This window comes from Streptomyces sp. NPDC037083, from assembly GCF_055606485.1.
Genome location: NZ_JBVJSQ010000027.1, coordinates 16,451 through 36,060 on the forward strand (window position 1 = coordinate 16,451; position 19,610 = coordinate 36,060).

Here is a 19,610-nt window from a genome sequence, read left to right on the forward strand (position 1 = left end):
CCGAGGCACCTTAGGCACCCTAACCCCCCCAACCCTCAGAGGAGGGGGGCGGGGGGGGGAGGCTTGTAAGGGGTGGGTGGGCGCTGGGTTCCCCAAGACCCCCGCCCGCCCCTCAGCCGTTCAGGTCACGGCCCGGTCGGCTACTGCGCCGCCACCAGGTCCCGGCAGCGCTTCACGTCCCGTGCCATCTGCTCCAACAGCCCTTCCAGCGAGTCGAACTTCGCCTGGCCGCGCACGAAGGAGAGGAAGTCGACGGCGACGTGCAGACCGTAGAGGTCGAGCCCCACGCGGTCGATGGCGTACGCCTCCACCGTGCGCTCCGTGCCGTCGAACTGCGGGTTCGTGCCGACGGAGATCGCGGCCGGCATCGCCTCGCCGTCCGCGTGCAGCCAGCCCGCGTACACGCCGTCCGCCGGGATCGCGGTGTGCGGCAGCGTCTCGACGTTCGCGGTCGGGAAGCCGAGTTCGCGGCCTCGCTGGGCCCCGCGCACCACGACGCCCTCGACCCGGTGCGGACGGCCGAGGATCTCCGCGGCGCCCTCGACGTCGCCCTCGCCGACCAGACGCCGGGTCAGGGTGGAGGAGAACGGCTCGCCGCCGCCCGCCTCACCGCACACGAACAGGTCGACGACCTCGACGTCGAAGTCGTAGACCTTGCCCTGTTCGGTGAGGAAGTCGACGTTGCCGGCCGCCTTGTGGCCGAAGCGGAAGTTCGGGCCCTCGACGACCGCCTTGGCGTGCAGCTTGTCGACGAGGACCTTCACCACGAACTCGGCGGGCGAGAGTTTCGAGAACTCCGTGGTGAAGGGGAGGATCAGGACCGCGTCCACGCCCAGTTCCGCCATCAGTTCGGCGCGACGGTGGTGCGGGGCGAGCAGCGGCGGGTGGCTGCCGGGGCGGACGACCTCGCTGGGGTGCGGGTCGAAGGTGACGACGACGGCGGGAACGTCCAGCTCACGGGCGCGGTCCACGGCGTGCCGGATGATCAGCTGGTGCCCGCGGTGGACGCCGTCGTAGGACCCGATGGTGACCACGCTGCGTCCCCAGTCCTCGGGGATGTCCTCCAAGCCACGCCAGCGCTGCACTGTGACCGCTCCTCGAACCCGTGTCCGTATCCATTGTTGCCTCTTACGCAGGTCTAAGGGTGCCATGCCGGGTGCTTCGGGCCCGCATCGGCATGGAGGCTGTGACCCGGCCCACGTGCGTCTGCCCTTCTGTACGCGTCGACGCGCCGGCGTGCGTCAGGCGGGCACGCGCGCTCCCGCCAGGCTCTCGATGGTGCGGCGGGCGCTGGGGCCGACCACCGCGGCCCACTCCCCCGGGTCCTGGGTGAGCCACTCCACCACCTGTGCGGCGAACCCCGGCACGTGGCGCCCGAGGTCGACGAGCCCGCGGTCGAAGCGCGTCGCGCCGTCCGGGGTGCGCACGAGGAGGAGGCCGGTGCGGTGGACGAGCGCGCGCAGGTCCTCGCCGCTGCGCCCGGCTGCCCCGTACAGGACGGCGTCCAGGACGGTGGGGGCGCGTTCGTGCGCGAGGAGGCGGTCCAGGAGCTCGCGGCGCAGGGGACGCGACTCCGGGGCGCCGGGAGCGGCCAGGACACCGGCCAGGGCCGCCCGCGCCGGCTCGGGGCAGCCGCCCTCCAGCAGGCCCGTGACCAGCGGGAGGAGAGCGGGGCGGGCGACTGGCCCATCGTCGAGGCGACGGTCGACGGCGGTGGCCACATGCCCGGCGACATGCCCGGCGATCTCCGGTCGCCGCTCCAGCGCCTCCCGGACGAGGGCCGCGATCCGGTGGGCCAGGGCAGGGGTGGCGGCATCGGCGAGGGAGCGCAGGATCCTGCCCGCGTCCGCCGGGTCGGTCGCCTCGCGACCGTGCAGCCGGGCCCGGAACGCGTCCAGGACGGGCTCGGGGTGGGTGCTCAGGGCGGCGAGCAGCGCGCTCGGCGGCACATGGCGGTCGCCCGCCGCGAACCGCTCCAGCGCGTGCGCCAGGTGCCGGGAGCGGGTCTCGGGGTCCCGGACGAGGAGGGCGAGCGCGCCGCCGTGCAGGGCGCGGTCGGCGGGGCGGGCGAGCAGGGCGAGGGCGGCGCGGCGCAGCAGGAGGCGGTCGTCCTCCGTCCGGACGTGCGGGGCGGCGCGCAGCCCGTACGCCACCGCCGCCGCCCGGCGGGCCGGCCGTTCGTCGCGGACCCACCGGTCGACGGCCCGGCACAGCGCGGACGGCTCGTCCTCCGCCAGTACCGCGAGCAGTTCGTCGGCGCGCGGGTGGGCGCGGTCGGCGAGGAGCTCCACCAGGACGTCCGGCGCCCGGTGGCGGTGGGTGTGCAGCAGCGCCTGCGCCGCCGTCGCCACGGTCGCGTGCGGGGTGGCGGGAAGCGGCCGCTCGTCGTCGAACCAGTGGGTGAGGTACGGCTGTAGGGCGGTGGGGTCGGCGGCCAGGAGCCGGGCGACGGCGTCGAGGTAGCGGGGGGCGTCCGCGTCGTGCGGGGCGCCGTCGGCGAGGACCAGGCGGCGCAGGAGGTCGAGGCGGGCGTCGGGCGGGAGGGCGAGCCGCGTCCAGAAGGCGGGGCCGAGGTCCACGAGCCGGCCGGTTCCCTCCGCGCCGGCGCCGATCCGGTCCGCGATCAGGCGCAGGACGCCCGTGTAGGGCGTGGCGTCCGGAACGCGCAGCAGCGTCTCGGTGAGCAGACGGGCGGCCCACCACGAATCCGGGTCGGCTTCGAGCGCGTGGGTCAACTCGCGCAGCTGGGCGGCCAGTCGGTGCGGGCCCTGCCGGCGGCCGAGCAGCAGCAGGGCTTGGACGACGGGACCGATGCGGTGGTACGGGACGGGCAGCGGACGCCCGTGCTCGGGGGTGCGGGGGCGGTGGACGAGGGCGCGCAGGGCCTCGTCCAGGTCGAGGTGGCTGCCCTGGATCCAGTCGGCGAGTTCCTCGTGGGCGAAGCGGTATCCGTTGCCCGCCGGCACGAGGAGGCCCTCGGCGAGGACGGCGGACGCCCAGCCGACGCCGCCGCCGAGCCGGGCGGGCGCGGGGCCCCAGGGGAACACCGCCTCGAACGACGCCCGGTCCAGCTCGCCCTGTCCCGGCCCGAGGCTGCGGCGGGCGGCCTCGTGCACCTGCCCGGCGACCTTCGCCGCGAGGCGTCGCACGGCTCCGCCGCGCAGCCCGTTCCCGGCGGCGAGGCGGACCGCGACGCGCAGGCACATCAGGTCGAGGTGGGCGGCGAGGACGTCGTCGCGGTCGACGGGGGCCGGGTCGGACGGTCCCGGGAGCGCGGCGCGTACCTCGGACAGGAGGCGGAGGGTGAGGGGGTGCCGGTCGTCGGGGGCGGTGAGCGCGGTCTCGGGAACGCGGTAGCGGGCGCGGGCCTCGCGCGCCTCGTCGGGGGTGAAGTCGCCCAGGCGGACGCAGGGCGGGAGCCGGTCCCCGGCGGCCGCTGCCCCGTACAGCATCTCCGGCGGGAACTCGGCCCCAGCCCGCTCCCAGTACTCGTTGCGGCAGGCCACCACCAGCCGCGCCCCCGTCTCCCGCAGCCACTCCGTCGTGCCCTCGGTCCACTCGGCGAGCCGGTGTGCGAGAACCGGGGGCATCTCCTCGGGCCCGTCGAGGAGCACCAGCAGGGGGCGCCCGACGGCGCGCGCGAGCCGGGCGAGCCGCTCGGGGGTGACGTCGCCGGGGTCGCTTGCGGGGAGACACCCGTCGGGGGACGCGTCGGGCGCCCGTCCGGGACGTGAGGCGGCCACGATGCGGGCCGCTCTGGTCAGGGTGCGGCGGACCGCGTCGGCGAGTGAGCCGTCCTCGTCCTCCAGGTCCGCGCCGCGCAGCCACAGGGTGGGGGCCGGGTGTGCGCCCCGGTTGCGGCGGGCGGCGAGGGCGGCGAGTTCCGTCGTACGGCCGCTGCCCGGCGCGCCGACCAGGGCGAGGACGGCTGCCGGGCTCGCCGCGAACAGGGCGAACTCCCTTGTGGGCAGCTCCCGTTCGACGGGTTCCGAGTCGGCGGTGCGGGTCCCGTTCGCGGTGTGGCCGAGGGAGTGGTGCAGGGCGCCCGGCGGGCCGTCCGAGCCGACGGACGTGGCCGTGAGTTCCAGGATGCCCGCCAGGTTGAGGTCGGCGCCGTACGCGGGCACGGTGGCGGCGTTGCGGGCGAGCAGCTCGGCGAGCGGGCCGTCGGCCGCCGCCCCCGCCGCCCCACTGAGGTCGTCCGGAGCGGCCGGACCCGGCCCGGTCGGCTCACCCGCAGCCCACCCATCGCCCGACGCGCCCGGCACCGCCCCGGCCCCCGTGCCCCCGGCCACCGCCTCGCACACACGCGGGCACGGCGGCACGGCCGCCCCACCGAACGACACCCCCGCAGACCCGGCCGGACCCGGCCCGGTCGGCTCACCCACACCCCACCCATCGCCCGACGCGCCCGGCACCGCCCCGGCCCCCGTGCCCCCGGCCACCGCCTCGCGCACACGCGGGCCGGACGACACCCCCGCGGACGGCGGCGCCCCCACCCCGCCACCGATCACGTCCTCCCCCGCTCCCCCGGACGCCCCACCCCCGCACCGGCCCTGCCCGCAGGCACCGGCGCTCGCCCCACCGCCGACGCGGCCACCCCCCCACCCAACGCCCGGCCAACCGCCCGCCGGCAGGGCGTCGGCACCCTCCTGACCACCCCGCCCCTGAGCCGCGCAGCCCCCCGCCACATCGACACCGGCGCCCCCGTCGGGACCCCACACCCCAACCCCGCCCCCGGCGTCCGCACCACGGCCCCACCCCCCGACCGGGCAAGCGCCCGACCAACGGGCGTCGGCACCCGTGTGACCACCCTGCCCGGCCGCCGCGCAACCCCCCGCGTCATCGCCCCCGGCATCCGCACCCCCGCCCCGCCCCCCGGCCACGCACCCGCCCTGCCGGCCGACGCCGGTGCTCCCGCAGGCGCACTGCCGACCGGCATCGGCGTCCGTCTCCCCGCCCCAGCCCCCGCCCGCCGCCGTGCAGCCGTCCGTGCGGGCGGGGGTGGTGGTCGGGGGTGGGGGCTGCTGCTCGGCCCTGGGGGCGGCTGCGGGGTGGTCGTCCTGCGTCGGAACGCGGGGGCGGAGCGGCACGGCGAAGCCGGTGTCACGGTGGGCGGAGTGGAGCGCTGTGCCGAGGACGGCCACGACCGCGCCGGTCTCGGCGTCCAGGACGGGTCCGCCGGCCGCGCCGCCGCCCAGCCGCAGCGCGTCCCGGCCCGCCGTGCCGATCGCCAGTTCCAGGGCGCCGTCGAGCCGGTGGACGCGGTCCGTGGCCGTGTAGGTCACGGCCGTCTCCGCGAGCACGCGCGCCTCGCGCCAGCAGCCCGCGGCCAGCCGGACGTACCTGCCGCTCTCGACGCCCGCCCGCACGGTGACCGGCAGCGGACGTACGCCGAGGCCCTCGGTGCGGACCAGGGCCAGGTCGAGTTCCGGGAGCGGGGTGACCGCGGCGGCGGTCACGACGCAGCTGCGGTCGCCGGCGGCGTCCAGCACGAGCCGGGGCAGACCGTCGACCGCCTCGTGGCTGGTGATCACCGTCCCGTGGTGGTCGGCGACGAATCCGGCGCCCCGCGGCCGCCCGGCGAGGTCGCGGACGAGGACGAGGGAGACGTCGGCGTCCGGGGCGCGGACGGCGTCCCCCGGGGGGTCCTGCGGCGCGCCCCGCAGGGAGTCGTGCCGCGGTGCCCGCGGGCCCCGTCCCGCCATCGTCGTACCTCCCGCCGCGCCCGCCTGCCGTGTCTCCGACGGTAGGGGCGGGATGATCAGCGGGACAGTTCGCGAAGCGAAAGCGCCCCCCTGCGCTCCCTCGGTTCACTCCGAGCGCCTGCCCGGACGGGTGAATGAACGGGGGCTGTTGGACACACCCTAGGGGTGGGGGAACCGAGGGGGGACCGTGGAGCGGCGGCGCAGCACCACCCCGTGTTCGCCGCTCCACGGGCCGGGAGGAGAAGTGGCTCAGCCGAGGACGGCCAGGCTCTTCGCCTTGCCCTTCTGTTCCTCCACCAGGGCCAGGAAGCGGCCCTCGGGGTCGAAGACGGCGACGGGACCGGCGCCGGAGTACTCCTCGGGCATCTCCAGCCGTACGCCGTTGAGAAGCAGCCGGGCCCGCTTGGCGTCCACGTTCCAGCGCCGGAACGCGGCGTCGGCCGCCTCGGCGATCGGCATCACGCTCAGCTCCTGCTGGAGCTGGTCGAGCGTCTTGGCCGAGTCCAGCTTGTAGGGGCCGACGCGGGTGCGGCGCAGGGCGGTGAGATGGCCGCCGACGCCGAGGTCGGCGCCCAGGTCGCGGGCGAGGGCGCGGATGTAGGTGCCCGAGGAGCAGACGACGGAGACGACCAGGTCCAGGACCGGGGTGCCGTCCTCGGCGACGGCGTCGCGGACGTCGTACACCGAGAAGGAGGAGACGGTGACCGGGCGGGCCGGGATCTCGAAGTCCTCGCCGTCCCGGGCGCGCTTGTAGGAGCGGACGCCGTTGATCTTGATGGCGCTGACCTTGGACGGCACCTGCATGATGGCGCCGCTCAGCTTGGCGACGCCCGCGTCGATCGCGTCCCGGGTGACCTTCGAGGCGTCCGTGGACCCCGTGATCTCGCCCTCCGCGTCATCGGTCAGCGTCGTCTGGCCGAGCCGGATCGTGCCCAGGTACTCCTTCTCGGTCAGCGCGAGGTGTCCGAGGAGCTTCGTCGCCTTCTCGATGCCGAGGACGAGGACGCCCGTCGCCATCGGGTCGAGCGTGCCGGCGTGACCGACGCGGCGGGTCTTGGCGATCCCGCGCATCTTGGCCACGACGTCGTGCGAAGTGAAGCCCGACGGCTTGTCGACGATGACAAGGCCGTCGGGCGGGGTCTGCTTGCGGTTCATTCGGCGGAGTCGTCCGTCTCGTCCTCGTCACCGGGCTTCTTGTACGGGTCGGCGCCGCCGGCGTACCCGGCACCCGCGGACACCTCGCGGACCTTCTCGTCGGCGGCACGCGCCTTGTCGAGGAGGTCGTCGATGGTGCGGGCGTTGTCCGGCAGGGCGTCGGCGACGAAGGCCAGCGTCGGCGTGAACTTCACGCCCGCCGCGCGGCCCACCTCGGAGCGCAGGACGCCCTTGGCGCTCTCCAGCCCGGCGGCCGCGGCCGCACGCTCCTCGTCGTCCCCGTACACCGTGTAGAAAACCGTCGCCTCCCTGAGGTCACCCGTGACCCGGGTGTCCGTGATGGTGACGTGGGAGCCGAGCCGCGGGTCCTTGATCCCGCGCTGCAGCTTCTGGGCCACCACCTGCTGGATGAGGTCCGCCAGCCTCTTGGCGCGCGCGTTGTCGGCCACTGGTCCGTCTCCCGTTCTTTCTTCTTCTCTTGCGTTCTGTGGTCGGTCAGTCGTCTTCGCCGTGGAAGCGGCGTCTGACCGACAGCAGCTCCACTTCGGGGCGGCCGGCGACCAGCCGTTCACACCGGTCCAGTACATCGGTCAGGTGCTCCGCGTCACCCGAGACCACGGCGAGGCCGATCCTGGCCCTGCGGTGGAGGTCCTGGTCGTCCACCTCGGCCGCGCTCACCGCGTACTTGCGCTGGAGCTCGGCGACGATCGGACGGACGACGGAGCGCTTCTCCTTCAGCGACCGTACGTCGCCGAGGAGGAGGTCGAAGGACAGAGTCCCCACGTACATGTGTAACCGGTTCACCCGCCGGTACGGGATCGATGGCCCTGCCGTCCATGGGACAGGGACATCAAGAACCGTACAACGAACCCGGCGGCGGCTCGACGGGGTTTTACCGGCCGAGCCGACCGACACGGGTGACGTGCGTTCAGCCCGTCCGGCCTTGCGCGGACGAGTCCGTTCGGGCCGGAGGGGGTCGGGGGCCGACAGCCCCCGGGACGGCCTGCTGGCCGACGGGAACATGTCCCGCCGGCCAGCGTCAGCCATCGGTCTTACACGCGGGGCTTCTCCCGCATCTCGTACGTCGCGATGACGTCGTCGATCTTGATGTCGTTGAAGTTTCCGAGGTTGATACCACCCTCGTAGCCTTCGCGGATCTCGGTGACGTCGTCCTTGAAGCGACGCAGGCCCTCGATGTTGAGGTTCTCCGCGATGACCTTGCCGTCGCGGATGAGGCGCGCCTTGGTGTTGCGCTTGACCTCGCCCGAGCGGACCAGGACACCGGCGATGTTGCCCAGCTTGGACGACTTGAAGATCTCGCGGATCTCCGCCGTGCCGAGCTCGACCTCCTCGTACTCCGGCTTCAGCATGCCCTTCAGGGCCGCCTCGATCTCCTCGATCGCCTGGTAGATGACCGAGTAGTACCGGACGTCGACGCCTTCGCGCTCGGCCATCTGCGCCGCGCGGCCTGCCGCACGGACGTTGAAGCCGATGACGATGGCGTCCGAGCCCATGGCCAGGTCGATGTCGGACTCCGTGACCGCACCGACGCCGCGGTGCAGGACGCGGATGTCGACCTCTTCGCCGACGTCCAGCTGGAGCAGGGAGGACTCGAGGGCCTCCACCGAACCGGAAGCGTCACCCTTGATGATCAGGTTCAGCTGCTGGACCTCGCCGGCCTTCAGGGCGGCGTCCAGGTTCTCCAGGGAGAACCTGCGCGTGCGCTTGGCGAAGGCGGCGTTCCGCTCGCGGGCGGCACGCTTCTCGGCGATCTGACGGGCGGTGCGGTCCTCGTCGACGACGAGGAAGTTGTCGCCCGCACCCGGGACGTTGGTCAGGCCCAGGACCTGGACCGGCGTCGACGGGCCGGCCTCGGCGACGTTGTTGCCGTTGTCGTCGAGCATGGCGCGCACACGACCGTAGGCGTCGCCCACGACCATCGTGTCGCCGACCCGCAGGGTGCCTCGCTGGACGAGGACCGTCGCCACGGCACCGCGGCCGCGGTCGAGACGGGACTCGATCGAGATGCCCTGCGCGTCCTGGCTGGGGTTGGCCCGCAGGTCGAGCGAGGCGTCGGCCGTGAGGATCACGGCCTCCAGCAGCGAGTCGATGTTCAGACCCTGCTTGGCGGAGATGTCGACGAACATCGTGTCGCCGCCGTACTCCTCGGCCACCAGACCGAACTCGGTGAGCTGACCGCGCACCTTGGTCGGGTCGGCGCCCTCGACGTCGATCTTGTTGACCGCGACGACGATCGGGACCTCGGCCGCCTTGGCGTGGTTGAGCGCCTCGACCGTCTGCGGCATGACGCCGTCGTTGGCCGCGACGACCAGGATCGCGATGTCGGTCGACTTCGCACCACGGGCACGCATGGCGGTGAACGCCTCGTGACCCGGGGTGTCGATGAAGGTGATCTTGCGCTCTTCTTCGTTGACCTCGGTCGCGACCTGGTAGGCACCGATGTGCTGGGTGATGCCGCCGGCCTCGCCCGCGATGACGTTCGTCTTGCGGATGGCGTCGAGCAGTCGGGTCTTTCCGTGGTCGACGTGACCCATGACGGTGACGACCGGCGGACGGACCACCAGGTCCTCCTCGTCGCCCTCGTCCTCGCCGAACTCGATGTCGAAGGACTCGAGCAGCTCGCGGTCCTCCTCCTCGGGGCTGACGATCTGGATCGTGTAGTTCATCTCGCCGGCGAGGACCTCGAGGGTCGCGTCGGAGACGGACTGCGTGGCCGTGACCATCTCGCCGAGGTTCATCATCACCGCGACGAGCGACGCCGGGTTGGCGTTGATCTTCTCGGCGAAGTCGGTGAGGGACGCACCGCGCGACAGGCGAATGGTCTCGCCGTTGCCGCGAGGCAGCATCACGCCGCCGACCGACGGGGCCTGCATGGCCTCGTACTCCTGGCGCCTCTGACGCTTCGACTTGCGACCGCGACGCGCGGGACCGCCGGGACGACCGAAGGCGCCCTGCGTGCCACCACGGCCACCGGGACCGCCGGGACGACCGCCGAAGCCGGGACGGCCACCGCCGCCACCGCCGAAGCCGCCGCCGCCACCGGGAGCGCCGGGACGACCGGCGAAGCCGCCGCCGCCACCCGGACGGGCGCCGCCGCCACCGGGACCGCCGGGACGACCGGCGAAGCCGCCGCCGCCACCGGGACGACCGCCGCCGCCGGGACGACCTGCGCCGCCCGGACCGCGGCCGCCGGGGCCGCCGCCGGGACGCGGGCCGGCAGCGGGACGCTGCGGCATCATGCCGGGGTTGGGACGCGGACCGCCGGGACGCGGGCCGCCGGGGCCTGCGCCCTGCGGACGAGGCATGCCGCCCGGGCTCGGACGAGCGCCGCCCGGAGCCTGCGGACGAGGACCGCCGCCCTGGCCGCCGGGGGCCTGGGGACGGGGACCGGCGCCGGGAGCACCCGGGCCGCCGGGACGCGGAGCGCCCTGCGGACGGGGCGCCTGCGGGCGCGCCATGCCGGCGTTGCCGCCGGACGTGAAGGGGTTGTTGCCCGGACGCGGACCGGCCGGACGGGCACCGCCCGGACGGGCGGCGCCGGCGCCACCGGGGCGCGGGCCCTGAGCGGCGGCCGGACGCTGGCCGCGGTCACCGCGGTCACCACGGTCGCCGCGGTCCTGACCGGGCGCGGGACGGCCGGGACGGGGCGCGCCGGGGCGCGGACCCTGCGAGGCCGGGCGGGGGCCGGACTGCGCCGGACCGGCCTGGGCCGGACCCGACTGCGCCGGGGCGGCCGGCGGAGCGGTGAACTCCGGGGCGGCCGGAGCCGGACGGGGCGCGGGCTTGGGACCCGGCACCGGACGCGGGCCGGGAGCCGCCGGCGCGGGGGCCGACGAGGCGGCCGGCGCGGCCGGGGCCGCGGGCGTCTGCGCCGCGGGAGGCTTGGGGGCGGCCGGCCGCGGAGCGGCCGGGCCCGGACGGGCCGCCTGCGCCGGAGAGGGCGCCGCGGGCCTGGGGGCAGCCTTGCGCGGGGCGGGCTTGGCGGACTTGCCGCTGCCACCGCCCTGGAAGGCGTCAGTCAGTTTGCGGACAACGGGCGCTTCGATGGTCGAAGACGCCGAACGGACGAATTCACCGAGTTCCTGGAGCTTGGCCATGACGACCTTGCTCTCCACCCCGAACTCCTTGGCGAGTTCGTATACCCGGACCTTAGCCACTTCGCTCCTTTTAGGTCCGGGTGTGTCCGGACCGTCGCTACTTCATGGGCGTACTCATCGCGTGCTCATCGAGTGCTCATCGCAATCTCGACCTACTTCCAACTCGCGGGGTACCAGAGCCGCACGGGGGTTCCGTGCGACGCCTTCTTACGTTGTCGCCTGTTCGGCAACGTTCGTCTGCTCGACGTGTCGGCGCAACGCCTTTGTGTCGAGTGCTCCCGGGGCTCGCAACGCCCTCGTGAACGCCCGTCGGCGTACCGCCTGGTCGAGACAGACCGGGGCGGGGTGCAGATACGCACCCCGGCCGGGCAGCGTACCGCGAGGATCGGGGACGCATGCGTCCTCGATCGCCACGATGCGCAGCAGCTCCGTCTTGGCCGCTCGCTTCCGGCACCCCACACAGGTGCGTTCAGGGCATGCTCCGGCGTGCGTCCGGCCAGACACAGTTAAGTCTACCTCCCCGCACCGACCTCACCCCTTTGGGGCAGGAATCGAACACTTGCAGTGCGTAACTCTGACGTGATCTCAGCCACCGCAGGCCGAGATCTATTCCTCCGGCTGTTCGGTGTCCGGACGGATGTCGATCCGCCAGCCGGTCAGACGGGCGGCGAGCCGGGCGTTCTGCCCTTCCTTGCCGATCGCCAGGGACAGCTGGTAGTCCGGCACGGTCACACGCGCGGAGCGGGCGGCGAGGTCGACGACCTCCACCTTGGAGACCCGGGCGGGGGACAGCGCGTTCGCCACCATCTCGGCCGGGTCGTCCGACCAGTCGACGATGTCGATCTTCTCACCGTTCAGCTCGCCCATCACGTTGCGCACCCGGCCGCCCATCGGGCCGATGCAGGCGCCCTTGGCGTTCAGACCCGAACGGGTGGACCTGACGGCGATCTTCGTACGGTGACCGGCCTCGCGTGCGATCGCGGCGATCTCGACCGATCCGTCGGCGATCTCCGGCACCTCCAGGGCGAAGAGCTTCTTCACCAGGTTGGGGTGGGTCCGCGAGAGCGTCACGGACGGGCCGCGCACGCCCTTGGCCACCCGGACGACGTACGACCGAAGGCGCAGGCCGTGCGGGTACGTCTCGCCGGGGACCTGCTCCTGCACCGGCAGGATGGCCTCCAGCTTGCCGATGTCCACCAGCACGTTCTTGGGGTCGCGGCCCTGCTGGACCACGCCGGTGACGATGTCGCCCTCACGGCCGGCGTACTCGCCGAGCGTCGCGTCGTCCTCGGCGTCGCGCAGGCGCTGCAGGATGACCTGCTTGGCCGTGGTGGCGGCGATGCGGCCGAAGTCGGACGGGGTGTCGTCGAACGTGCGGGGCTCCTGCCCCTCTTCGAGGTCCTCGGGGTCCTCCTTCGCCCACACGGTCACGTGCCCGGTCTCCCGGTTGAGCTCCACGCGCGCGTGACGGCGGCTTCCCTCGGTGCGGTGGTAGGCGATGAGGAGGGCCGACTCGATCGCCTCGACCAGCAGGTCGAAGGAGATCTCCTTCTCCCGTACCAAGCCCCGCAGGGCACTCATGTCGATGTCCACGGCTACGCCTCCTCTTCCTTCTCGTTCTCGTCGTGCTTGTCCTTGCGGTTGAACTCGACCTGCACGCGCGCCTTGTCGATGTCGCCGAAGGCGAGTCTGCGGGCGGTGGCCTTGCGGCCCTTCACGCCCGGGACCTCGAGGTCGAGCCCCTCGTCGTCGACCGCCAGGATCCGGGCGACCAGTTCGCCGCCCTCGGTCAGCTGGAATCTCACCAGCCGGTCCGTGGCGCGCACGTAGTGCCGGTGCTCGGTGAGGGCGCGTTCCGCGCCCGGGGTGCCGACCTCGAGGGTGTACTCGCCCTCGCCCATCGCGTCCGTCTCGTCGAGCTTCGCCGAGAGCGCGCGGCTCACATCGGCGATCTGGTCCAGGTCCGCTCCGGTGTCGGAGTCGACGACGACGCTCAGCACCCGCTTGCGTCCGACGGAGTCCACGGTGATCTCTTCGAGATCCAGTCCCTGGGAGGCGACGAGCGGTTCCAGGAGCTTTCGCAGCCTCTCGCTCTGGGTGGTGCTCATCCGGGTGACTCCTCGGCCGCGTGTGCTGTTGTGGGATGGGGCGCGTGTCTGGTCAAAGGGTATCCGGTCGCAGGGTGTGTTGCCGTCCACCTGTGCACGGAGGGTGGCGGGCTCGGACGCTCACGGTGCCGCTGAGCGGCGGGGGACGGGGGCGCGGGTACGGTGATCACGGGCGTGCCGCCCTTCCTGGCGTTTCTTCCGTACGAGTTCCCCGAGGACGTCTGCCGTGCCGTTCCCCCTCCCCCCGCGCACCCCGTCGGGACCGCGCAGAAGATCCCTGCTCGCGTCGGCCGCGGGAGCGGCGTTGCTCGTGGGCTGCTCGTCCGGCGCCGGGGACGGTGAGGAGGGCGGGGGGAACGCGAGCGGCAGCCCCTCGGCCACCGAGCGGGCACACGCGCGTGCGGCCGCGGACAGTCACGGACTGGTGGCGAGGTACGACGCCGCCCTCGCCGTCCATCCCGGGCTGGCGGGGCTGCTGGGACCGCTGCGGGCGGAGGTCGTGCGGCACGTGGACGCGTTCGGGGGCGTCCGAAAAGCATCCCCCTCGCCGACCTCCTCCCCCGCCTCCACAGCCGCCTCCTCCCCTGCCGGCTCCACCACCGGCCCCGCCTCGGCTCCGCCGGCCCCGGCCGTGCCGTCCCCCGCGCCGGCGCTGGAGAAGGACGCCCTGGCGCAACTGGCCGCCGCCGAGCGGGCGCTGGCCGACCGCAGGGCCGCGGAGCTGGTGGATCTGCCGGGGGAGGCGGCCAGGCTGCTGGCCTCGGTGGCGGCGGCCGGCGCGGCCCACGCCTATCTGCTGACGGAGGGGACGCGATGAGCGAGGCCACGAACGAGGAGCTGACGGCGCTGCAGGCGACGCTGGCCGCCGAACACGCCGCCGTCTACGGGTACGGGGTGGTGGGCGGGCGGATCGGCGAGGGGCGGCGCACCGAGGCGCGCGCGGCGTACGACGCGCACCGGGCGCGACGCGACGCACTGGTGCGCGAGGTGCGGGGCCTGGGCGCCGAGCCGGTCGCGGCGAGCGCCGGATACGCGCTGCCGTTCCCGGTGCCGGACTCGGCCGCGGCGGTGCGGCTCGCCGCCGAGCTGGAGGACCGGGTGGCCGGGGTGTACTCGGACCTGGTGCGGGCAGCCGGTGACGCACGGCGCCGTGAGGCGGCGGCGGCGCTGCGGGAGACGGCGGTGCGCGCGGTGCGCTGGCGCGGCAGCAGCGTAGCCTTCCCTGGTCTCGCGGAGCGGGACGGTACGGATCCGGCCACCGGCTCGGCGTCCGCCACGGCAGCGGCGCCCGCCGCGCCCCCGGCGACAGGGGCATCGGCCACGGCTTCGGCGGCGGCTTCGGCTTCGGGGTGACCCACGGCCGGGCCGGGAGAAGGAAGGGAACGACTCGCGCATGGCTTTCGAACCGCCGCAGCGTCTGGTCAAGGCGCTCGGTGAGACGGCGCCGAACGGTGACGACTGGTTGGAGAGGCTGCCGGAGGCGGCCCGGGAGGCCGTCGCTCTGCGCGAGTTGACCGTCGACCGGGTGCAGCTGCCGGGCGGCCGGACCAGCCTGGTCGTGCTCGTGCGACGCGCGGACGGGACCCCGGCCGTGCTGAAACTGGCCCCGCCCCGGTTCCGGCCCGAGTCCGAGCGGGCCGCACTGGCGCACTGGGACGGCCTGGGCGCCGTCCAGCTGCTGGACGAGACGCGGACGCCGGGCGCCCTGCTCCTGGAACGGCTGCATCCCGACGTGTCGGTGCGGTCGCTGCCGGAGGCGAAGGCGCTGCTGGAAGCGGCGGGGACGTTGCGGCGGCTGTGGGTGGAGCCGCCGGACGGGCAGGTCTTCGAGACGGTGGCCGAGCGCACCGCGCGGCAGGCCGAGGCGATGCGCGGGACGGCCGCCGGCCCCGAGGTCGGCGCGCTGGTGGACGCGGCCCTGTCGGCCCGGGACGAGCTGCTGGCCGCGCCGGTGGAGCGACGGTTGCTGCACGGCACGTTCCGGCAGAGCAAGGTGCTGGCGGCCGAGCGGACGCCGTGGCTGGCCGTGGGCCCGGATCCGGTGGTCGGCGAGTGCGCGTTCGACCTGGCTCGGCTGGTGCGCGACCGGGTCGAGGATCTGATCGCCACGCCCTCGGGTGCGGCGACCACGCGGCGGCGGGTGCGGAAGCTGGCGGAGTCGCTGGACCTGGACGCCGAGCGGGTGCGGGGGTGGAGTCTGTTCCGGGCCGTGGAGTCCGGAGTCCGGGCGCTGCGGGTCGGGCGGCACCAGGACGCGGAACTGCTGCTCGAGTTCGCCGGGTGGCTCTGAGGGCCATCGGCCGGCCCGCCGTCGGCCGCCGTCCTGAGGGGGCCCGGACGATGTCGATGCGCCGGACCGTTCCCCTGCCCGGGGAACGGCATGACGGCCCGGGTGAGGCCCGGTGAGGCCCCCACGGACCTCACCCACCGGACCGTCACCGGAACTCTTTGACCGCTGACTCACACCACCGGATGCACCACCCGATGCATGAGGCCGTGCATCAGGCGGTGCATCCGGGGGTGCGTCACGCGGTGAGGCGGGCGATCGCCTCGTCCACCGTGAGCTCCTCGCGCTCGCCGGTCCTGCGGTCCTTCAGCTCCAGGACGCCCTCGGCGGAGCGGCGGCCCGCCACCAGGATCTTCGGCACGCCCATCAGCTCGGAGTCGGTGAACTTCACGCCCGGGGAGACGCCGGCCCGGTCGTCGACCAGCACGCGCAGCCCGGCGGCCCGCAGCTTCTCGGAGACCTCCAGCGCCAGTTCGGTCTGCAGCGCCTTGCCCGCGGCGACCACGTGCACGTCGGCCGGGGCGACCTCGGCGGGCCAGCACAGGCCCTTGTCGTCGGCGGTCTGCTCGGCGAGGGCGGCGACCGCGCGGGAGACGCCGATGCCGTAGGAGCCCATGGTCACGCGGACCGGCTTGCCGTTCTGGCCGAGGACGTCGAGCTTGAGGGCGTCGGCGTACTTGCGGCCCAGCTGGAAGATGTGGCCGATCTCGATGGCGCGGTCCAGCTTGAGGCCGGTGCCGCACTTCGGGCAGGGGTCGCCCTCCTGGACGACCACGACGTCGACGTACTCGCCGACCTCGAAGTCACGGCCCGCGACGACGTTCTTCGCGTGCGTGCCCTCCTTGTTGGCGCCGGTGATCCAGGAGGTGCCGGGCGCCACCCGCGGGTCGGCGATGTAGGTGACCTTCTCCCCGAGGCCCTGCGGACCGACGTAACCGCGCACCAGGTCGGGGCGGCCGACGAAGTCCTCGGCGGTGACCAGTTCGACGGCGGCCGGGGCGAAGTGGGCCTCGACCTTGCCCAGGTCGACCTCGCGGTCGCCGGGCACGCCCACGGCCACGATCTCTCCGTCGACCTTCACCAGCAGGTTCTTGAGGGTGGCGGAGGCGGGGACGCCGAGGTGGGCGGCGAGGGTCTCGATGGTCGGGGTGTCCGGGGTGGGGATCTCCTCGAGCGCGGCGACGCCGTCGGCGTCCACCGGCTTCAGCTCGTACGTGATCGCCTCGGTGTTCGCCGCGAAGTCGCAGTTCGGGCAGTCCGCGAAGGTGTCCTCGCCGGCCTCGGCCGGGGCGAGGAACTCCTCCGACTTCGAGCCGCCCATCGCGCCCGCGGTGGCGGCGCAGATGCGGTAGTCGAGGCCGAGGCGCTCGAAGACGCGCTGGTAGGCCTGGCGGTGCAGGGCGTAGGAGCGGGCGAGCCCCTCGTCCTCCGTGTCGAAGGAGTACGAGTCCTTCATGAGGAACTCGCGGCCGCGCAGGATGCCGGCGCGGGGGCGGGCCTCGTCACGGAACTTCGTCTGGATCTGGTAGAGGATGACCGGCAGGTCCTTGTAGGAGGACGCCTGGTCCTTCACGATCAGCGTGAAGATCTCCTCGTGGGTCGGGCCGAGGAGGTAGTCGCCGCCCTTGCGGTCCTGGAGCCGGAACAGTTCCGGGCCGTACTCGTCCCAGCGGCCGGTCGCCTCGTAGGGCTCGCGCGGCAGCAGGGCGGGGAGGCTGACCTCCTGGGCGCCGATGGCGTCCATCTCCTCACGGACGATCCGCTCGACGTTGGCCAGCACCTTCTTGCCGAGCGGCAGCCAGGACCAGATGCCGGCGGCGGTGCGGCGGACGTAGCCGGCGCGGACGAGGAGCTTGTGGCTGAGGACCTCGGCGTCCGCAGGGTCGTCGCGCAGCGTCTTCGCCATCAACTGGGACATGCGCTGGACCGGTGCGTTCGCCATTGTTCTCGTACTCCTGCCAGAAAAGGGTGATGGCTAGGAGGTTAGCCGGGAGCCCGGCGTGCCCGGAAATCCGTTTGTCACCGGCGCAGGAGCGGAAGCTCGGCGCCCATCACCGCGTAGGGGCGGGGGGCGCTGGGGAAGAGGACGCGGCGCGCCAGGTCCTGGTAGCCGAGGGAGCGGTACAGCGCTCGGGCGGGGCTCTCGGTGTCGATCGCGGAGAGGATCGACCGGGGCTGCGCCGCGGTGTCGGTGATCGTGGTGATGAGGGCCCGGCCCGCGCCGCGGTTCTGGTACACGGGGTGGACGTGGAGTTCCGTGATGACGAAGGAGTCGTCCAGCCAGTGTTCGTTGTCCTGGGCCCGCAGATAGGGCTGGACGACGGTGGACCACCAGTGGGCGCGGTCGTTGGGCATGCCGTAGACGAAGCCGATCAGACGTCCCTGCGAGGTCGTCGCGCCGAAGGCCCGGGCGCCCGGGTTCGTCATGTGGCGGAGGACGATCTGACGTCTGACGGCCACCTCGTCGGGACCCAGCCCGAAGGCGACGGCCTGGACGGCCAGGGCCTCGTCCACGTGGGCGGGAAGGTCCAGGGGGCCGATGACGAGGTCCATGGCGGGGAGCCTACAGGGGCGTCAAAAGAGCACGCTCGTGAAGGCGCCGACCTCCTGGAAGCCGACCCTCCTGTACGTCCGCCGGGCCGCGGTGTTGAAGTCGTTCACGTAGAGACTCACCACCGGGGCGACGTCCGCGAGGGCGTAGCGCAGGACCGCCGCCATGCCGGGGGCCGCAAGCCCCTGGCCCCGGTACTCCGGGGCCACCCACACGCCCTGGATCTGGCAGGCCTGGGACGTCGCCGCGCCGATCTCCGCCTTGAAGGCGACCCGGCCCTGGTCGTCGAGGCGGGCGAACGAGCGGCCGGAGCCGACGAGTTCGGCGACCCGGGCCTGGTAGAGGAGGCCGCCGTCGCCGGCCATCGGGGAGACCCCGACCTCCTCGGTGAACATCGCCACGCACGCCGGCATGATCGTGTCCATCTCGTCCTTGCGGATGCGGCGGACGTAGGGATCCGGGGCGATGTCGGCGGGCATGCGGTCGGTGACCATGAGGGGCTGACGGGCGCGGACCTCCCGGGCCGGGCCCCAGTGGGGTTCGAGGAGCCGCCAGAGCAGGGTCGTCGGCTCGGTGGGGCCGACGATCGAGGAGCAGCGGCGGCCGGCCCGGCGGGCGCGGTCGGCGAAGGCCCGCACCGCGCGCGGGGTGGCGCAGATCGGGACCAGGTTGGCGCCCGCGTAGCACAGGGACGTCAGCATGCCGTCCTCGTACCAGCCCCACATCTCGCCGCCGAGACGCCACGGGTCGAGGCCGGCGACCTGGACGCGGGAGGTGACGAAGGCGTTCGCGACCGGCTCGCGGTCGAGGACGGCGAGCGCGGCGTCCAGGTCGCTCGGTTCGAGGACCCGGGAGGTGGTCTGGGTCAACACGCGCGGGGCCTCACACTCAGGTCTGCTGGTCCCCGCACTGTACCTGCGGGAGCTTTGCCGTGCCGACCCGTGTTCAGCCGGCGTTCGTCTCCGTGACCGTCGGGTGTCGTGCCGTCCTCCGGGGCTGCCGCCCCCCGGACCCCCGCCGTCGGCCCGAACGGCCTGGTCCTGGAACGCCGGACGGGCTGGATGCGCGTGGCCCGGCACAGAAGCCCGACACGGCCTGGTCCTCGGCCACCGGACGGAGCGGCCGGCTCTCGCGCTGGAACGCCGGACGGGCCGGATGCGCCTGCGCCGCGCGGGGACTCGGCGGCGCGGCCCGGCCGGCGTCGACGGTCGTCGTCAGCCCGCGACCGACACCGACGGCTCGCCCGAGGTGACGCCCGCCGCCTCCATCTGCTCGGCCAGCTTCATGGCCTCCTCGATGAGGGTCTCGACGATCTTCGACTCGGGGACGGTCTTGATGACCTCGCCCTTGACGAAGATCTGGCCCTTGCCGTTGCCGGAGGCGACGCCGAGGTCGGCCTCGCGGGCCTCGCCGGGTCCGTTGACGACGCAGCCCATGACGGCGACGCGGAGGGGGACGTCCATGCCGGTGAGGCCGGCGGTCACCTCTTCCGCGAGCTTGTAGACGTCGACCTGCGCGCGGCCGCAGGACGGGCAGGAGACGATCTCCAGGCCGCGCTGCTTGAGGTTGAGGGACTCCAGGATCTGGTTGCCGACCTTGACCTCCTCGACCGGAGGGGCCGACAGCGACACCCGGATGGTGTCGCCGATGCCCTGCGAGAGCAGCGCGCCGAAGGCGACGGCC

At 73.9% G+C, this 19,610-nt stretch carries 16 protein-coding genes; 3 read left to right on the plus strand and 13 right to left on the minus strand.

Annotated elements, in window-relative coordinates; translation table 11 throughout:
* Positions 1 to 140: 140 nt before the first annotated feature.
* The 9 genes from ACZ7DE_RS39760 to rimP all read right to left on the minus strand — a co-directional run bounded on the left by ACZ7DE_RS39760 (position 141) and on the right by rimP (position 13,089).
* Positions 141 to 1,085, minus strand: a complete 945-nt coding sequence (locus ACZ7DE_RS39760; RefSeq protein WP_470769319.1) for a bifunctional riboflavin kinase/FAD synthetase — start codon at positions 1,083 to 1,085, stop codon at positions 141 to 143.
* 156 nt (positions 1,086 to 1,241) lie between these two features.
* Positions 1,242 to 5,708, minus strand: a complete 4,467-nt coding sequence (locus tag ACZ7DE_RS39765) for a serine protease (RefSeq protein WP_470769321.1) — start codon at positions 5,706 to 5,708, stop codon at positions 1,242 to 1,244.
* Positions 5,709 to 5,957: 249 nt separating this feature from the next.
* Positions 5,958 to 6,863 (minus strand): tRNA pseudouridine(55) synthase TruB, encoded by a 906-nt coding sequence (gene truB / locus ACZ7DE_RS39770; RefSeq protein WP_470769322.1) that lies wholly within the window; start codon positions 6,861 to 6,863, stop codon positions 5,958 to 5,960.
* Entirely contained in the window at positions 6,860 to 7,312 is a 453-nt protein-coding gene (gene rbfA, locus ACZ7DE_RS39775) for a 30S ribosome-binding factor RbfA (protein ID WP_470769324.1), read from the minus strand. The genes truB and rbfA overlap by 4 nt, the downstream gene beginning before the upstream one ends.
* 46 nt (positions 7,313 to 7,358) lie before the next feature.
* A complete protein-coding gene (locus ACZ7DE_RS39780) occupies positions 7,359 to 7,652 on the minus strand; it encodes a DUF503 domain-containing protein (RefSeq protein ID WP_390849859.1) in 294 nt (97 codons plus the stop codon).
* A gap of 263 nt (positions 7,653 to 7,915) precedes the next feature.
* Positions 7,916 to 11,041: a translation initiation factor IF-2 gene (infB, locus tag ACZ7DE_RS39785; protein WP_470769327.1), complete on the minus strand. Its 3,126-nt coding sequence runs from the start codon at positions 11,039 to 11,041 to the stop codon at positions 7,916 to 7,918.
* A gap of 147 nt (positions 11,042 to 11,188) precedes the next feature.
* Positions 11,189 to 11,485, minus strand: a complete 297-nt coding sequence (locus ACZ7DE_RS39790; RefSeq protein ID WP_470769329.1) for a YlxR family protein — start codon at positions 11,483 to 11,485, stop codon at positions 11,189 to 11,191.
* Positions 11,486 to 11,587: 102 nt separating this feature from the next.
* Entirely contained in the window at positions 11,588 to 12,574 is a 987-nt protein-coding gene (gene nusA / locus ACZ7DE_RS39795; RefSeq protein WP_470769331.1) for a transcription termination factor NusA, read from the minus strand.
* Positions 12,575 to 12,576: 2 nt separating this feature from the next.
* The gene (gene rimP, locus ACZ7DE_RS39800; RefSeq protein WP_470769332.1) at positions 12,577 to 13,089 is read right to left on the minus strand and encodes a ribosome maturation factor RimP; all 513 of its coding nucleotides are present in this window, start codon (positions 13,087 to 13,089) and stop codon (positions 12,577 to 12,579) included.
* 226 nt (positions 13,090 to 13,315) lie between these two features.
* Between rimP and ACZ7DE_RS39805 the strand changes: the two genes are divergently transcribed.
* The 3 genes from ACZ7DE_RS39805 to ACZ7DE_RS39815 are packed head-to-tail and all read left to right on the plus strand — an operon-like array spanning position 13,316 to position 15,379.
* Positions 13,316 to 13,906 (plus strand): hypothetical protein, encoded by a 591-nt coding sequence (locus tag ACZ7DE_RS39805; protein ID WP_470769333.1) that lies wholly within the window; start codon positions 13,316 to 13,318, stop codon positions 13,904 to 13,906.
* A complete protein-coding gene (locus ACZ7DE_RS39810; protein WP_470769334.1) occupies positions 13,903 to 14,442 on the plus strand; it encodes a ferritin-like domain-containing protein in 540 nt (179 codons plus the stop codon). Before ACZ7DE_RS39805 ends, ACZ7DE_RS39810 begins: the two co-directional genes overlap by 4 nt.
* Before the next feature lie 40 nt (positions 14,443 to 14,482).
* Complete coding sequence (locus tag ACZ7DE_RS39815) at positions 14,483 to 15,379, plus strand: aminoglycoside phosphotransferase family protein (protein ID WP_470769336.1); 897 nt, start codon at positions 14,483 to 14,485, stop codon at positions 15,377 to 15,379.
* A 235-nt stretch (positions 15,380 to 15,614) separates the two neighbouring features.
* Here ACZ7DE_RS39815 and ACZ7DE_RS39820 read toward each other — a convergent pair whose 3' ends face one another.
* The 4 genes from ACZ7DE_RS39820 to ACZ7DE_RS39835 all read right to left on the minus strand — a co-directional run.
* Entirely contained in the window at positions 15,615 to 17,318 is a 1,704-nt protein-coding gene (locus ACZ7DE_RS39820; RefSeq protein WP_470769337.1) for a proline--tRNA ligase, read from the minus strand.
* 77 nt (positions 17,319 to 17,395) lie between these two features.
* Positions 17,396 to 17,929, minus strand: coding sequence for a GNAT family N-acetyltransferase (locus ACZ7DE_RS39825; RefSeq protein ID WP_470769339.1), 534 nt, complete (start codon positions 17,927 to 17,929; stop codon positions 17,396 to 17,398).
* Between the two features lie 21 nt (positions 17,930 to 17,950).
* Entirely contained in the window at positions 17,951 to 18,799 is an 849-nt protein-coding gene (locus ACZ7DE_RS39830) for a GNAT family N-acetyltransferase (protein WP_470769340.1), read from the minus strand.
* A 342-nt stretch (positions 18,800 to 19,141) separates the two neighbouring features.
* Positions 19,142 to 19,610, minus strand: a 469-nt coding sequence (locus tag ACZ7DE_RS39835; protein ID WP_470769341.1) for a flavodoxin-dependent (E)-4-hydroxy-3-methylbut-2-enyl-diphosphate synthase, incomplete at its 5' end; no start/stop codon positions are given.

Excerpts from the sequence above, each read along its gene's own strand:
- ACZ7DE_RS39765 (WP_470769321.1), bottom strand. The coding sequence starts at position 5,708 with ATGGCGGGACGGGGCCCGCGGGCACCGCGGCACGACTCCCTGCGGGGC.
- ACZ7DE_RS39815 (WP_470769336.1), top strand. The coding sequence starts at position 14,483 with ATGGCTTTCGAACCGCCGCAGCGTCTGGTCAAGGCGCTCGGTGAGACG.
- truB (WP_470769322.1), bottom strand. The coding sequence starts at position 6,863 with ATGAACCGCAAGCAGACCCCGCCCGACGGCCTTGTCATCGTCGACAAG.
- ACZ7DE_RS39810 (WP_470769334.1), top strand. The coding sequence starts at position 13,903 with ATGAGCGAGGCCACGAACGAGGAGCTGACGGCGCTGCAGGCGACGCTG.
- ACZ7DE_RS39780 (WP_390849859.1), bottom strand. The coding sequence starts at position 7,652 with ATGTACGTGGGGACTCTGTCCTTCGACCTCCTCCTCGGCGACGTACGG.
- rimP (WP_470769332.1), bottom strand. The coding sequence starts at position 13,089 with ATGAGCACCACCCAGAGCGAGAGGCTGCGAAAGCTCCTGGAACCGCTC.
- ACZ7DE_RS39825 (WP_470769339.1), bottom strand. The coding sequence starts at position 17,929 with ATGGACCTCGTCATCGGCCCCCTGGACCTTCCCGCCCACGTGGACGAG.
- ACZ7DE_RS39820 (WP_470769337.1), bottom strand. The coding sequence starts at position 17,318 with ATGGCGAACGCACCGGTCCAGCGCATGTCCCAGTTGATGGCGAAGACG.